Annotated in this window: 14 protein-coding genes; 12 read left to right on the forward strand and 2 right to left on the reverse strand. The window is 27.0% G+C overall.

What is annotated here, in order from left to right; all coding sequences use genetic code 11:
* The first annotated feature begins 3 nt into the window (after positions 1 to 3).
* The 11 genes from MPR_RS06670 to MPR_RS06715 all read left to right on the forward strand — a co-directional run bounded on the left by MPR_RS06670 (position 4) and on the right by MPR_RS06715 (position 14428).
* Positions 4 to 2055, forward strand: a complete 2052-nt coding sequence (locus MPR_RS06670) for an AAA family ATPase (protein WP_041890569.1) — start codon at positions 4 to 6, stop codon at positions 2053 to 2055.
* On the forward strand, positions 2052 to 3155 hold the full coding sequence (locus MPR_RS06675; protein ID WP_041890572.1) for a hypothetical protein: 1104 nt from the start codon (positions 2052 to 2054) through the stop codon (positions 3153 to 3155). The genes MPR_RS06670 and MPR_RS06675 overlap by 4 nt, the downstream gene beginning before the upstream one ends.
* A gap of 7 nt (positions 3156 to 3162) precedes the next feature.
* On the forward strand, positions 3163 to 3897 hold the full coding sequence (locus MPR_RS06680) for a hypothetical protein (protein ID WP_041890575.1): 735 nt from the start codon (positions 3163 to 3165) through the stop codon (positions 3895 to 3897).
* On the forward strand, positions 3887 to 4564 hold the full coding sequence (locus MPR_RS06685) for a hypothetical protein (protein WP_041890578.1): 678 nt from the start codon (positions 3887 to 3889) through the stop codon (positions 4562 to 4564). The genes MPR_RS06680 and MPR_RS06685 overlap by 11 nt, the downstream gene beginning before the upstream one ends.
* Positions 4565 to 4660: 96 nt before the next feature.
* A complete protein-coding gene (locus tag MPR_RS18665; protein ID WP_158438867.1) occupies positions 4661 to 4822 on the forward strand; it encodes a hypothetical protein in 162 nt (53 codons plus the stop codon).
* A gap of 30 nt (positions 4823 to 4852) precedes the next feature.
* Positions 4853 to 5818 carry a helix-turn-helix transcriptional regulator gene (locus MPR_RS18110; protein WP_052472664.1) on the forward strand — a complete coding sequence of 322 codons (966 nt, stop codon included), beginning with the start codon at positions 4853 to 4855 and terminating at the stop codon, positions 5816 to 5818.
* Positions 5819 to 5837: 19 nt separating this feature from the next.
* Positions 5838 to 10076 (forward strand): AAA domain-containing protein, encoded by a 4239-nt coding sequence (locus tag MPR_RS06695; RefSeq protein WP_041890581.1) that lies wholly within the window; start codon positions 5838 to 5840, stop codon positions 10074 to 10076.
* Between the two features lie 2 nt (positions 10077 to 10078).
* Positions 10079 to 11482 (forward strand): hypothetical protein, encoded by a 1404-nt coding sequence (locus MPR_RS06700; protein WP_041890583.1) that lies wholly within the window; start codon positions 10079 to 10081, stop codon positions 11480 to 11482.
* The gene (locus tag MPR_RS06705; RefSeq protein WP_041890585.1) at positions 11475 to 12923 is read left to right on the forward strand and encodes a phospholipase D-like domain-containing protein; all 1449 of its coding nucleotides are present in this window, start codon (positions 11475 to 11477) and stop codon (positions 12921 to 12923) included. Before MPR_RS06700 ends, MPR_RS06705 begins: the two co-directional genes overlap by 8 nt.
* The gene (locus MPR_RS06710; RefSeq protein WP_041890587.1) at positions 12923 to 13519 is read left to right on the forward strand and encodes a hypothetical protein; all 597 of its coding nucleotides are present in this window, start codon (positions 12923 to 12925) and stop codon (positions 13517 to 13519) included. The genes MPR_RS06705 and MPR_RS06710 overlap by 1 nt, the downstream gene beginning before the upstream one ends.
* 27 nt (positions 13520 to 13546) lie before the next feature.
* Positions 13547 to 14428: a YDG/SRA domain-containing protein gene (locus MPR_RS06715; protein WP_041890590.1), complete on the forward strand. Its 882-nt coding sequence runs from the start codon at positions 13547 to 13549 to the stop codon at positions 14426 to 14428.
* 61 nt (positions 14429 to 14489) lie between these two features.
* Here MPR_RS06715 and MPR_RS06720 read toward each other — a convergent pair whose 3' ends face one another.
* Positions 14490 to 14855, reverse strand: a complete 366-nt coding sequence (locus tag MPR_RS06720; RefSeq protein ID WP_041890593.1) for an HIT family protein — start codon at positions 14853 to 14855, stop codon at positions 14490 to 14492.
* Position 14856: 1 nt separating this feature from the next.
* Positions 14857 to 15885 (reverse strand): HNH endonuclease family protein, encoded by a 1029-nt coding sequence (locus MPR_RS06725; RefSeq protein WP_041890596.1) that lies wholly within the window; start codon positions 15883 to 15885, stop codon positions 14857 to 14859.
* Positions 15886 to 15993: 108 nt separating this feature from the next.
* Between MPR_RS06725 and MPR_RS06730 the strand changes: the two genes are divergently transcribed.
* Positions 15994 to 16545 (forward strand): hypothetical protein, encoded by a 552-nt coding sequence (locus tag MPR_RS06730; protein ID WP_041890599.1) that lies wholly within the window; start codon positions 15994 to 15996, stop codon positions 16543 to 16545.
* The last annotated feature ends 69 nt before the right edge of the window (positions 16546 to 16614 follow it).

The following is a 16614-nucleotide window of genomic DNA, read 5'->3' on the forward strand; positions in this document are numbered from 1 at the left end:
ATAATGAATAGTAATAATCAAAATGAAACTCCTGAAGGAATTGTTTTTTTTTATTATAAAGATAGAAAGGGCAAAGAATACTCAATTGATTTTGGATCAGAATTTAAATATAATTTTGATCCTAAAAATAATGTCTTAAATGTTGAAAAGAACATTAATCACATTCCCTTTTTCTATAATGAAAATGATTCAAAAGTTATCCAAAATCTTTCTCTAATAGTTGGAGCTAATGGTAGTGGAAAAACAAGTATTTTAGATAATTTATTTAATACAATTAACTCTAAAAATTATTCGACTTATCTTATAATATTTTCAGAAGACAATTTTTATAATCTAAATTCTAGCGAAGATTTAGATATTAATGTCTCTTTTAATCAAAGTATACCTTTTAATGATTCAATAAGAAAGCATTTAGAACCTGAAAAAAACACTGATTTTTTAACCTTATTGCCACAAACAATATATTTATCAAATGTATTTGATAGTACATCTTATAAGGCTGCTTTAAATAATAATGAAAAAGTATTTGATTTAAGCAATCAGGGAATTTTAATAAAGCTTAAAGAAGAAATAAATAACTATTATTCAAATATCTATCAAGAAGATCGCTTGATTTTATTAGAAATTGAAAATCGTAGAAATATCCTAAATTTTCTAACTTCAACCGAAGCACTTAATTTTGATCAATCTAATCTTTTCTATAAATCCAATAGATCTATAATCTTATTTTTTATACATGTATCTGAAATTTTTAATAGAACTCTTTGTAAATTAGAATCAGACATAGTTAATACAATTAGAGAGAGTTATAAACAAACTCAGAAAATAAAAGAAATAGAATCTATTTTAAATAAAGTGAATATTTTCTTTTTTGATTATATTTTTGATAAAGAACCAGATCTAACTAGAAAACTAGAAATAAAAGATTATGATTATTTACTAAAAGTATTTAATAGTAATAGTTCAAGAGATAAAAATATTAGTAAGGCTATTAATTTACTTAAAGATCTAATTAACTTAGAAGAAAAACAAAATAACACTAAAGCAAGTTCTAGAAACTATAGTAGAAATGAATTACCTAATGAAACTGTACTTAAAAATCTTAAAGAAAGGCTTGTTTTTGATATCAGCTTGTTTAAAATAACAGATAAAATCCTTAATGATTATTTTTCTATTACAGATACAGACTTAAATGAAATAGAAAATATCCTTTTAAGCGATCTTAATTATACTAAGAATAGATTTATGATTGAAGAGGCACCATTATATAAAGCTTTTGATTTTATAGATTTTGATAAAGTAGCATATATGGATTCTAATTCATTAGAATTTGAAGGAATTGAAAGTTTTTTTGAATTTAAATCTATGTTTACTGAGAATATTGGTGATTTTATTGATTTTAATAAATTATTACATAACTATTTTACAGTTAAATTCCATAGATTAAGTTCAGGAGAGTTAGCTTTTTTGAACTTATTTTCTAGATTGTATAGTTTAAAAGATAAACTTAAGAGTAATTCATTAATTATTTTAGTTGATGAAGTTGATTTATATCTACATCCTCAATGGCAAAAAGAAATAGTTAGTAACTTTATAAAGTTCTGCAATACTGTATTTCATGATAAAAAAGTTCAAATTATCATGACAACTAATAATGCTATTCCTGTATCTGATGTATTAAAACACAATGTTGTTCTTTTAGGACAAGATCAAAAACAACATTTTGATAATTATCGAAACACCTTTGGTGGTAATATCTTCAATCTATTAAATGATACATTCTTTATTCAAGATGGTTTTATTGGTGAATTTGCTCAAATCAAGATTCAAGAGCTTATTGATATGTTATATGAAAGAGATACAACATATCTAGTTGAGCACATGGATGAGATTGAAAAACGCATAAATTTAATAGGTGAGGATTTAATAAAGAATAAGTTATTAGAAATTCTAGAGCAAAGATTAAAGGCAAATCTACTATCTATTAAGAGTAATTTAAATCAGCTTGAAGAACGTTTAACCAAACTTGAAAAATATAATAATAAGGATCTATGAATCAAATAGTTTATCAGCTAAATATAAAAGAGAAGCTTGATGAGTATTTGTCTTTTATAATGGGCCTAAATAATAAAAAGAAAGATTCAGGTAAAAAAGAGTTTGAATTATATAAGTCAGATAGTTTATATTATAAAATTAAGCTTAATTATTTTAAGCAAAATAAGCTAAAAGATAAAAGTAATAGCTTTTTATTATTTGAGTTTTTGAACAAGAACCTAGATGATATTATAATCGGTAATGTTGATAAGTTATTAAAGATCAATTCAGAATATGAAGAACTTTGTGAAGCTTTTCCAGATCCATTTATGGTAGAATTTTATAGTAAACCTACTCAAAGAAAAGCTGAATTAATTGATTTATCAGTTCTATTAGAAGAAAATTTATTTTGTTATAAAAAAGTACTTAAATTAAATAGACGAAAACTAATTATATCATCTATTAAAAATAAGCTATGTCCTTATTGTAGTCGTAATTATATCAATTTAATAGATGGTGTAACTCACAATATGGGAATCAATTTAGATCATTACTATAGTAAAAATGATTATCCATTACTGGGAATCTCATTTTATAATTTAATTCCTTCATGTCAGCCTTGTAATAGCGCTTTTAAGAATAAAAGAGAGTTAGATGATAGTTATATTCATCCTATTAAAGATCGTTTAGATTCGGCTAAATATACTTTGAAGTTGTTATCTGATAAAGAAAATTTTAATGTATTGTATTTTCTAGATCAAAACAGTTTTGAGATAGATTACTCACGCAATATAAATGCTCTTTTTAAAGAAAGTGATTATGCTAAGTTTGATAAAAGCGCAAAGTTTTTTAAACTTATCAATATATATAATGCTCATAAAGAAGTAGTTCAAAGAGCCCTTATTGATTATTATGTATATCAAGAAGGAGAGGTTTTAGAGTCTATTCAAAAAACATTTCCGAAACTTAATTTAAAACATAAAGCTTTAGGAATTAGCACAAGTAAAAAAGATTGGTCAGAACTTCCCTTTGGAAAAGTGAGATACGATATCCTATCTGAGTTAGTTCAAAACAAAGTAGATACTCACACAGATTATTTAAAAGTGTTTAAGAAAAAATAAATGTTATATGATACATGCATTAGATAGAAAGAAAACTAACCTGCAAAGTAACTATTGTGAAGATACGCAGGTTGCTTCAACCATTGGAATATTAAAGAATTTACCAGCAGAGCTTTTTTGGCAAATATTGCGAAAATCATGTAAAGAAAATTTTGCTCTTCCATCTAGTTCTGGAGAAATATTGAATATTGAATTTTGGCCTGGTGGATGGAAATATATAAATAGAGTAGAGCCAGATGTTTATATTGAGTTTGAAAAGTTTGATTTAATTATAGAGGCAAAAGTTAGTGATAAATCAGGACAATTAATGGGGCAAGAGCAATGGAGAAAGGAAGTAATTGCGTATTTATTAAATAAAGATTTACAAAATATTGACAGGCCACTACATTTTATAGCCTTAGGAGGAAATGAACAAATGAACTCAGAATTTATGACCATAACTCAAAATGATCTAATAGAGGTTAATGATAGGACTGAAAAGGATTTTAAATTTGATGTTCAAGTTTTTAAATCAAATTGGTTTACATTATTAAATGTTATTTCTGATATTCATAAGCAGTTTTCTCAACAGGAGTATTTTCAGGTGAACAAAATGACGGTGTTGCGGATAATTGAAGATGCAATTATAGGATTTAATCTACATGACATGTATGCTATGGATTGGTTTGATTCATTTACATATGAAGCCAATTTTAATGAGAAAACTATTAATAATATTTTAAACTGGAAATATGAAAACTAATATAACAAAACAAGAACTAAACGAAGGCTTAATAAATGTCAGAAGTGCTTATAGATTAATATTTGAACATCAGAAAAGAGTATTAAATACTATTGATTATATCAAGGATAAATTTGGTATGAAGGCTGATGGGGGAAATAAGTTTTTTTCTGATCCTATTAGTATTAAAAGAGCAGATTACCCTGAAGTTTGGACAAGCTCAGGTATGTGGGCTTGGGATTTCCTTTATTCTTATTGTTTTGAATTTTATTTTGGCAATCAAGAAATAAAAATAGATGATTTATCTTTTAGATTTGATTTGTCAGTAGTACAGGTTTCTGATACAGGTTTCTGGGATTCAGAAAATGAACATAAAACAGAGCTAGATACACAAACATTTAATGCCGTTAAAAGCTCAGAATCTTATTTTGTATTTGTATTTGAATCAAAAATCGATGGTGCTGAATCTTATTGGAATGATAAGGATAAACTAGGAAAAGAATTATATCCATTTTTAGAATCAAAAGAGAATTTTAAAGTATTTGATACAACAAATGGAAAATGCCAAAACAGTAAATTTCTTATGATTAAATATAATATGTCTGATTTTATAGATCAGCAGGCTACAGATATTGTCATTAATCAATATAAGAGTTTTGTTTTTAACCATACCAAACTAGAATTATAACGTAGTTTTTTTGTTATTATTAATTTTAAATGTGTGAAATTCTATTTCACACATTAGACTAATCTTTGCTTTGTGTTAAACAATAAACTAAGCATTATGAAAGATCAAAATAATCAATTCGATCCACAAACTATAGTAAATATATTATCTAAAGCAGCAAAAATTTTAGATTCGTCAAAAGGAGGTCCTATCTCAATAGGTAGTGGTTTAGGTTTACTTGCCTATGGAGTGTTAAAGATGCTGTCAGATAATAAGTGATTGTGTTTTAATTATTAAAAATGATTAAATATGGAAAAAGAATATTTTAGTAAAACTGTTTTTGAAAGGTATATTATACTTGATCAAATATTAAAAAGGGGAGGGACTTATGAACAAATTCTTGAGACATTAAAGCAAAAACATGATATAATAATTAGTAAAAGAACTTTACAATCAGATTTTGAATATTTAAAGAACTGTAATTTAAATATTGTTGAAGTATCAAAGAAGCCTAAAATTTTTAAGTATGATACTAATGAAAAAGGACTTTTTAAAAATGGTTATGACGAGTTTATAAGAAAAGAATATAATATGGTTTTGCAATTATTAGGAAACTTTGTTAATATTCTTGAGATAGATATAGTTAATGCTTTTATGGAGTTTTTAAAAAAAGAATTCCAAGTAGATTATAAGGAAAAAAGTATTATCACCATGCAAGATAACTTTAGTAGTGGACAAAAGTATTTGCTTGAACTTTTTAGTGCTATTTATTCTAAAAAAGTTTTAAAGATAATATATAAACCATTTAATAAAAAAGAACAGACTTATTTTAAAGATTTACATCCTTATCAATTAAAGCTCTATAATAGTAGATGGTATTTAATTTGTTTTGATAACGATAAAAGCAAGTTTACTATGAATTTAGCATTAGATAGAATAGTAAGTGTAGAATGTATTGAACAAACTTTTAAACCTAAAGCTTCAACTATTAATCAGTATAAAGATGTCATAGGTGTAACTTTAATTGAAGGAGCTCAAAAAACAAGGGTTGTACTTAAGTTTACGGAGAGTTTTTACCCTTATATTAAAACAAAAAAAATACACTCATCACAAAAAGAAATTGCCCCGCAGACTATAAGTATTACTGTTTTACCTAATAATGAGTTATATGCGAAGATATTATCTTTTGGAAGTCATGTGGAATTAATAGAACCGCCAGTATTGCGTAAAGAGTTGAAAAATAGAATTGAGTTGATGAGCCAACTATATAAATAAAAATTGATATTTCTAAATTATGAATTCAAATTTTGAACTAGGTACAGTTATTGAAGCTAGTATTATTGACATATTAAAACCCTCTCTAGTTATAACTAATTTTGATTATGACTATATTGGTCGAATATCTATTTTAGATTTGGCTTGGAGTTATGGAGAATCTAAGAAAATATTTGACTCTTTAGTTGTTGGTAGTAGAATTAAGGCTGTAGTAATTGAGGTAAATCATGAGCTTAAGCAGGTTATTTTAGCAGTAAATATTTTATATGAAAATAACTTTAATCAGTACTGGAACTCAATTCAAAAAGCAGATGAAGTAGAAGTTACTATTTTAGAAGAACAGCAAAACGTTGTTTTATGTAGTACCGCAAATGGACTTATAGGAGTTTTAAATAAAAAAGATCTTTTAACAAAAGACAAACAATTTAAAGCTAAAGTTTTATTTAAAGATAGTAAATATAGACTTTTAAATCTTGTAAACACTACTTATGACTTTTTAGAGTCAGAGTTAGAGTTTAATCAAGCTGATAATGAAAGTTTATCAAAAGATCTTCAAAAATTAGAACCGGAGTTAAGTAATTATTCTTTAATCCAAGAAAAACAGGCAGATAATAAAGAAAAGGATGATCATAGTGTAGTACAAAGCGATGTTACTGAACCAGTTTCTTTGGAGGATGAATTACTTTTTTTAGATTTAAAAAATAGTAGTAAATATTATTTACAAAGCTTTAAAAACTTCAGTGAATCTAGTATAGCTAAAAATGCTACTGACGATCAATTATTAGTTATTGAAACAGGGTTTAAAGTTGATAAAAGTATTTTACTTGAAAGTTTCATTTCAAGTAATACTTTAATAATTGAATTTGGAGAAAATACTAGTGCATGGAATTCGTTTAAAGATTCAGCCCCATTTTTTATTAATCAAGAAGAGCCAAGTATAGTTCAAGAACAATTATTTTTAAAATTTATATCAGAGCAGATTTATTGGTTACGATATGACAACTATGAAAGTAAAGAAGGTATATATATTTATAATAACTTATTTTCAATTTATTGTGTTGTTGAGCAGCAAAAAGATAATGATGAAATTGTATTTATAATTGAAAACTTTGTTTATGGTAATAAAATAGAAGGTTTTGGAAAAAGGTTGAGAAGAGGAGAGCAAATAAAACCTTTTACATTAACTAGTAATTTTTTAGTTACAAAACCTTATGGAAGTCGATTACTCAATAAATACCAAAGTGAAATACTTAGACACCTTAAATTAAAATCAAAATGTTTTGACATAGTAGAAACTTTGAAATTTAATTCTAATGAGATTTTAAGTAAAGAAACAAAGGCTTTAAAAATCATTGACAGTTTTATTGATTATCAATTAACCTTAGTTGAGCAAAAAAGCAAAAATAATATCGTTGAGTGTCCAGGGTATATAAGAAAAATAGGTTCTGGTGCAGAGTTGAGTATTGAAATTGATCAAGAAGTAGGTGATAAATTAGAATTAAAAGAAGATGATTTGGTTATTTTTAAACTAAAAGATAACGGTAAAAATGAAAATTTTTGTGAAGGAGAGGTTGTAAAAGCACAAAAGAATTATCTTATTTCTATAAAAGATGATTCACTTTTTAATATTAATGATTTAGCTACTAAATTCTTTTTAGAAAAGAAAATTTCAACTAGTCAATTAAAAATTCAACAGAACATCATTAAGGACTTTCTTAATAAGAAAATTGAAATTAGTCATATTGAATCATTATTAATCGCTCCAGATAAAGTAGAAAAACCTATTAAAGCACAGTTTAACTTTATAAATAAGAGTTTAGCTAAAACTGAAAAAGAACAGCCTGATAACAATCAAATTTTGGCTGTTAGAAAAGCTGTAGGTAATAAAAATGTATTGCTTATTCAGGGACCTCCTGGAACTGGAAAAACTACTGTAATAGTAGAAGTAATTCAACAGCTTGTTAAAAGAGGTGAGAAAATACTTGTTACTGGACAAAATCATGTGGCAGTAGATAATGTGTTTTTAAAACTAGTTGAAGCCTCTAAATTAAATTGTTTAAGGGTTGGTAATTCAAGTCGATTTGATAAAGATGTATTAAAATATAGTTTAGATGAACAGAAGAGCTTGTTTAGTGAATATTATAGAAAATTCCTGGACAATCAAGTTCGTTTAATGCAGTTATTTGTTGATAATTATACATCATTAGATTCAAGTCAATTAAAACTATTACTATTAGAGAAGGTAGCTAGTTTTAAAAATTCATACGGGGAATTAGATAAAGAATTTTTAAGTAATCATTCTGAGACTACTGATCTATTAAATGGTTTATCACTTCAAGGGGTAGAAGGGCTTTTAAAACATACCAAGCTATGGCTTAGTGAAGAAATAGTTTTTGATGATAGCTTTTTGTCAAGCTTTTTATACTCTTCTGTTGATGTTGTATTTGCCACTTGTATTGGTATTAGAACAGATAGTTATTTTAGTAAGATGGAATCTAAATTTGATACTGTAATAATAGATGAAGCAGGTAAGGCAAGTATTGCTGAAACTCTAGTGGCTTTACAGTTAGGGAAAAAAGTAATATTAGTGGGAGATCAAATGCAATTACCTCCTTATTTTGATAGTTCTCATTTAGATGAAAGAGATAAGGAGAGTTTTGTTAGTGTCAAAAAGAAAGAAAATGTTTTTAGTGATATTACAGATGTAAAAGATGCATTGAAGTCTTCTTTTTTTGAGTTTTTAATTAATCGTATTGAAAGTGATAAATTTCCTGAGGATAATAAAGTAATGCTTAATTATCAATATAGGATGCATCCTACAATTGGAGAATTTGTATCTAGAACATTTTATAATGATAATGTAAAAATGGGTAGTAATACCCTTTCTAATCGTTTGAGTCTTCCTAGTCCGTTTGATAAAGAGTTGATATTTTTTGACTCATCATCTTCTAAGGATTCATTAGAAAAAAAAGATGATGATTCTGTATCTGTATCTAATCCGTTTGAAGCTAAATTTATAGTTGAAATTATCTTATCAGAATTGATTAAAAACGATGTTTCATTGGGTTCTATAGCTATAATAGCTCCTTATAAATCTCAGGTTAATTTGATCAAAAAGATCTTAAGTAATTCAACTACAAATCAATTTGATATTGATGAATTAGATATTGCTACACTAGATTCTTTTCAAGGAAAAGAGTATGATATTATCATTTTTAGTTTTACAAGAGCGATTAAACATTCTAATAATTCAATGGGTAAATATCAAAAAGTCGGATTCTTGGATGATGCACGTCGCTTAAATGTCGCTTTTAGTAGAGCTAAAAAGAAATTGATAATGATTGGTCATGCTAATACATTAAAAGATCAAAGATCCCATAATGATGATTTATTTAATTATACAAATCTTTTTAAAAATGTGATAAGCCTTTGTAAAGATGAAAGCATAGGTAAGTTTATTAGTACAGCTAATTATTATAAGGAAATAGCTAATCATTATAAGGAAATAGCTAAAAATGTTTTCAACGATATTGCCTCTAGTTATAAATTAAATGATAGAGTCAAAGCAACAGTTGATAATGTAGGAAGAACTAAGGATGGAGGTAAGCCCTATGGCTTGTTTTTACTTATAGATGATTTTATGGTATTGGCGCATGAGAGTCAGACTCCTAATTTTATGGATTATAAAGACAGAGAATATGTAGATGTAGTTATTACAGATATTAATGATAAGACACAAAAGATAGGAGTGGCTATTTGTGATGATAATGGACAAATATTTAAAAGGAGTATTGAAAATAGACGACTGAAATTCGAAGATATCGTATCTAAATATCAAAAAAATGATATTGTAAAGGCTAAGGTTGGTAATATTAAACCCTACGGCTTGTTTTTAACAATAGATGGTTTATCGGTATTAGCACATGAGAGCCAGACTTCTAACTTTATGGATTTTAAGGATAATGATTATGTAGATGTAGTTATTACAGATATAAACTTTGAGCAGAAAAAGATGGAAGTTGCTATTATTGATCAATATTGGAAGCAAATATTGGATAATATAGGAAAAAAAGTCAATGCAACGATTATTAGAAAGACAAACAATGCAATTATTGTGTCGCTTTTTGACAAGAGTATAACTAGTATTTTATATCTAAGTTCAGAAGTACTAGCTAAAGTAAATGTTAATGACTTTTGTAGTGTAACAATTAAATCAGTTGATTTGTCTAAAAGAAGAAAAGTAACAATTAAAAAGTAAATATGGCTAAGTTTCGTGTAAATATTGAAGATTTAAATGATTCTTTAAATAAGAATTCAAAAGAGTTACTTGGAATTTTTTGTATTCAATATCCTGTTTTTTGTTTAAATAGTCAAATTCATCATACATATAATGATGAACTTAATGGAATAGATGCTATGATAGTATATTTTATATTAGCCAATCCTAAAATTGATGTAAAGAGTATAGGTCCATTTTTAGGATTAAAATCTAGAATACTTAATCAACGAATAAGAGGGTTAGTTAGAGATAAAATTTTGATTAAGGAAAAAACATACTATAACTTGACTAAGTTGGCAATTGATGTTTATATTGATAAAAAAGAAGAAAGAGTATATGAAGGATCTTATGATTTTTATGTTGATGGCGTTGGATTAAGACCTCTGTCTGAGGATTTTTATAATTATTCTTATATTGAAGAAGAGAGTTTTATCGATACAGAAAAAGAGGCCTTTAATAAAAGAAGACAAAAAAAATATCAACCAGATGTTGTTTCAAATGTACCTGATTTAAAAATTGTTAAAGATAATATTTTACAAATCTCTAAAGACAATCGAAAAGATTTTAAAATACCTCAAGGACTAAAAGATTTAATTGGAATCGAGCCAAAACGTATGGCTTTAGAATTGTTAGTATCAGTAGTAAGATGTTGTAAAACAAATACAATAACAAAAGAATTTATTAATGGACATGCTTTTTATAATAAACAAGAATTGGATTGTGATTATTATGAGTTTCTTAAAAAAGGACTAGAAAGTTTTAATTCACAAGTGATATTAAATAAAATAGAAAAACTATCTTTTAAAATTAACAATAACAATAATGGTTCTTCAAAAAAAATAGATGAACAGACTCAGTTTTATTTAGGAACAAATTGGTTTGAAGTAGATAGAGCAAGTGTGGATAAGAATATTTGTTATAATTTCTCTGATTATGATCTTTTAGGTTATCTTAATAGTAGGTATTCTAGTTATAAATTAAATCATAAACTAACTAGTGAAGATCTTGAAAATACTCCGGATAAAATATCTATAAAAGTTAATAAAGAACTTTTATTAAATTCTGGAAATCCTAAGAATCTATTAGACTCTCTTGTGCGTGGTAGAGACTATGAAATTAATACAACTAGATTAGAAAATAATTATTTTTTAATCATGTATTATTTTAAACCAGAAGGTTGTTTTGTTGAAAAATTACTTGAATTTTATAAAGAATTTACTGCTATGAAATTGTTAAATGAGGATTTATTAGACGAAGATTACTTAAAACTAAAACAGAATTATGGGAGTTCTTGTAGAGTTTATTTAAATATAATGGGTGCACAAGAAGTTTTAGAAAAAAGAGCTATTCGTGAATTTATGATTAATCTAGAGTGTTATGAATAAGGAAATGATTTTATCAAGTGATGTAATAATAAAGGGCAGTTCATTTTTAAAAAACGAAATGGCCTATGAATATCAACCAATGAAGAATACCTCTTCTTTGTATTTAATACAAAAAGACAATTTATCCTTAAAAAAAGAATTATTAAAAATTATTGAATCAGCTGAAGATGTTATTAAAATATGTAGTTTTTTAATAACAGATCAAGAGTTGTTTGAAGCAATATTAAATAAAGCAAAAAATAGTACATGTTCTATTTTTATTTTAACTCATTTAAGTGAAGATAGATTAAATCTAAGAGATTTAGATGAATTAACTGAAGAAGATAAAAAAGAGATAGACCCTCACTTTAACAATATCTGTGAATTGCATAGAAATGGTGTATTTATTAGAGCGGCAAGGAATCTACATGCTAAGTTTGTAACTATAGATCGTAATAAGGGATTTATTACAAGTGCAAATTTAACTAGTCCCTCTCTATTATTTAATACAGAATCAGGGTTCTATTTAGATAGAATAGCAACAGAAAAACTCGATCATCTATTTGATGTAATCTACCAAAAAGGAGCTAATTATATTGAGTTTAAGATAGCATCGAATAACTCAGATATTGTATATGTGACAGAGATTGAAGATAAGGTAAAAAATAATTATCTACCAAAACCGGATGAGTCAGCATTAAGATTCACTTATAATGATTTAGATAATAGTCTTTTAAAAGAGATTATTAATATATTAGATTCTGCAAAAGAGTATGTTTATATATCAACATACAGTATTGTACAACTTGAAAAATTACCTGATTTTATACAAGCAATTGAAAGATGTCTTTTAAGACAAGTATCAATTAATGTTTTTTGTAGAGGAATGAATTATCGTTCTGACCATTTGCTGGGGAGTAAGCTTTTAAATGATTACGGATGTAGATTGTATGGGGATTTTTATAATCATTCTAAAGGAATTATTAATGAAAAAAAGGGAATGATCTTTACAGCTAATTTAGATGGAAAACATGGTTTAACATCAGGTTTTGAAATTGGTTATATTTTAGATGAACAACAAAGAAAAGAGTTTGAAACTTTACACATTAGGTTAATAAACCAAGCATTTTATATTTTTAAAAAGAGCTTTTCTTTTAGTGAGCTATTTAAAAGTTATGATATGTATGAAAAGGAAAAGAATATAAATAATCCTTTCGGTTATAAAATAAAAGAGATTATTATTCCTCAAAAACATAGTAGTTTAAAAGAGTTGATAATAAGTAATATTGCTTTTATAAAAATAAAAGATAATCAGTGTTTTATAAGTTGTGGTAACAAGCTTTATAGTTGTACTATTCAAGATTCTCGTTGTTATATAGAACAGGAGAAGAAACCAGGACAAGAGAGTAAATATCAATCATATATTTTTAAGTTTAATCAATTAAAAATAAGTTATTTATAATGAAAAATATAGAGTACTTAGATGAATGGATCAGAATTTCTTCTGAAGGGAATTTCAAAAAAGCACAGGATTTATATTATGATAAGCTTTTTATAAATGTTATAGAAGAATTTGAACACACATATGGAAGTAAAATTGAGAATGGAAGTATTTTGTTTTCTATTCTTGGTTTTTCTCCAGAACCTATTATTCTGACGGCCAAAGCAATTAAGCCTAAACTTCATATTATTTTTACTACAGAAGGTAAGATGGATTCGAATAATTATATTGAACAGTTTTTAGAGTCTAATTATAAAGTTGTTTATTTTAAAGATGAGAGTTTTCAAACAATTTATAGAACGATGAAAGAACAGTTTCTTTACATAGATACTCATAATAGTCAGTTACATCGCTCAAATGTTATTATTGATATAACAGGTGGAAAGAAATCAATGGTTGCTTCTGCTAGTATATTTGGAAAGGATTATGGCGCATCTATCGTTTATGTTGATTTTAAAGAATATATACCTGAGTTAAGGAAACCAAAGCCAGGTTCTGAAATACTAAATGTTGTTTATAATCCTTTGGAAGATCAACCAGAAATATTTTTAAAGTAAGAATTGAGTAAATAACTATGTGAAATTATGAGTAAAAGTATAATTTTTGGAGAGATTCCCGGTATTGAAAAAGGACAGTGGTTTGAAGGTAGAAAAGAGATGATGACTACTTCATTTCATCGTCAATGGGGTAGTGGTATTGATGGAAATAAGAATCAAGGAGTAGCAGCGATTGTTTTATCTGGTGGATATGAAGATGATATTGATTTAGGTAATGAAATAATATATACTGGAGCTGGCGGGAATAAAAATGGAAAACAAGTTGAAGACCAATCTTTAGAAAATACTAGTAATAAAGGGCTTTATAAAAGTATGATTGAGGGGGTACCTGTTAGAGTAATAAGAGGTTATCAGCACAAATCGGAATACTCACCTACCCATGGATATACCTATGGTGGATTATTTTCGGTAGTTGATTTTTGGATGGAGAAAGGTAAAAGTGGTTTTAAAGTTTGTAGATATAGACTAGAGAGTATTGAGGAGAATTCTTCAGATATAGCTAGTGCTTTAATAAGTGATATTAATCCAGTAGAACAAGTTACTACTCAAAGAAAGGAAACGACTATTTTAAGAGTAGTTAGAGATACAAATGTATCTAAAGAAGTAAAAAAGTTATATAATCATCAATGCCAAGTATGCGGTGTCATTTTAGAAATTGATACTTTAAGGTATGCTGAAGGTGCTCATATAAAGCCCTTGGGGAAGCCTCATGATGGAGAAGATAAATTAGATAATATCTTATGCTTATGTCCTAATGATCATGTTCTTTTTGATAGAGGAGCTTTTTCAATTTCTGATTCTTTTGATTTAATTGGGAACAATATACACGGAAAATTAAGAATATCTACAAAGCATAAAATAAATCTTCTTAATCTTAAGTATCATAGAGAATCTCATGGATATGAATAAAATAATAAACAAAGAAGAGACCTGTTTAAAGGCCTCTTTTTTGTTTATATATCATTTATATTTAATAATTCCCTTTAGAAGGAATCACATACCTAACCCCACCACGTGGATTCTCCATATCTCCGTTATAACGTGGTATTAGATGACAGTGAAAATGAAAAACTGTTTGACCAGCAGTAGCCCCGCAGTTCATACCGATATTAAATCCATCAGGATTATACTTGTTAAGGATTATCTGCTTAGCTTCTTCTATAGCTTTAGGAAGTGCGTGCTGCTCTTCTTGTGTTAGAGCAAAGTAATCCTGTCTAATAGTATTAGTAATAATAAGTAAATGACCGGGACTCACTGGAAAAATATCTTCAATTATAAAGAAGTACTCATCTTTATATATAATTCTATCTTGTGGTATTTGTGTAAAATCTTTCATTTTAAAATAGTGGTTCTAGTTCAATTTTTGGTTTCCATTTTTGAATAGATAAATCAACAGCTAAGTTATATTGTTTTTGTAAGAATGCTCTTCTTGCTAGGGGTGTTTTTCCTGTTTGATTTACAATAGTTTCTCCAAGGGGGTGTTTACTTAAGATATAGAATTCATTTCTTTTATAAAGCCTGTCTAGGTATTTTATTTCAGGGACTTTAGCGCTTTTGTCAAGATTGACATATTTATCGGCAAGCACTAAGTTCCAAATCCCATTTACATTGGCTCCATTTTCATTTAAATGTAGTTTATGCATATGTGGAAAGAAATGATCTACAGCGCATAGATTATCATTTCCAGGTACTATAGAAATATCTTGAAAGGAGTAAAAACACTTTCCTTTTTGATATCCATTTAAGGAGGCTCTTGAAGAGGTAATATCCTTGCGACGCATTAGATTGTTTTCTAAGAACAAAGTGTTTAAATCCTCATCTATTTTAACTTCTAACAAATTTGGATTAAGATCTAAATTCCAAGCCGTTTCAACAAGATTCCATCTAGCCTGAACTTCACTATTTAGATTACTGAATTGTATACTTTCTTTAAGCTTTAAAAGATGATCTGTAATGATAATATTTTTAGAAGTTCCTTGATAATTTTTTTCATAAAAACGATTATTGATCGTACCTCCATTTATATTTTGAAAAGCGTCTACAACGTTATTAAAACCATGTTTTTCAGTTAAGTGAAGTAACTGATCATAAGTGATTGTATTGTCATTAAAAGCTCTACAAGCATTTAAAAACACACTAGAGGTGGAGTTGCCTTGTTTATCATTGGTCTTTAGATGTTCTAAGATACTTTCTACGTACAAAGGTGCGATTTGAGATAAAGAAACAGAGGTTGTTTCCTTATCAATAAGATTAAGTAAAGCTTGACCAAAAGCAAATTTATAGGTAGCAGAGTTTTTTCCAAATAGTATTAAAGCTCTCCACTGAGACTCTAAACTAGGATCGTTATCTTGAAAGAATAAAGACATTATAAGAGTTTATAAAAAAATCATGGAGACTAAGGTAAAGGAAGTTTCTAAGAAACTCAAAAGAAATAGATTATTTTAGTGCCCTGTAACAGAAGATATGCATAAAGTATGGATGATATTTTAAATCAAGACAGACTATTAAAAGAAATTTTTGAAAAGATAATAAGAGAATCTAGAAAAGATATTATTTGGCGTGAGATTGGTGAATTTAAAGTAGATGATTTTGGTAAGTTAGACAATTTAATAGATGAGTGTAATTTTAAAGGTATCTACTTTTTTGAAATTAAGAATAATCTTAAATTTGATGATATTGAGCAATGGAAACAAGATTTTATTGATCGTTGGGAAGAAAGAACTTATAAACGCAAGTTTGTTCCAAACACTAGAAAGAGTAGACTTAATAAACTAATAGAAAACCAAGAGTGGATACCTTTATACATAGGAAAGTCAAGAAAAGTTTCTACACGTATAAAAGAGCACATTTATAAACCACTTGAGAAAAATACTTTTGCTATGAAATTAGCGGCTCGTGAGAATTTTAATGAAGAAATTTTTAGAGTCAAAGTATTAGAGATAAATGTAGATCATTATGATTGGATTGTCCCTTTGGTTGAAAAGGAACTAAGAAATATTTACCACCCTATTGTAGGAAAACAATAGGGGAATAATAATTAAAAGGTGATAGTTTTTATCAATTTTGTTGGTATTAGAATTAGAAAAATATCGAAA

The organism is Myroides profundi (assembly GCF_000833025.1).
GTDB classification, from domain to species: domain Bacteria; phylum Bacteroidota; class Bacteroidia; order Flavobacteriales; family Flavobacteriaceae; genus Flavobacterium; species Flavobacterium profundi_A.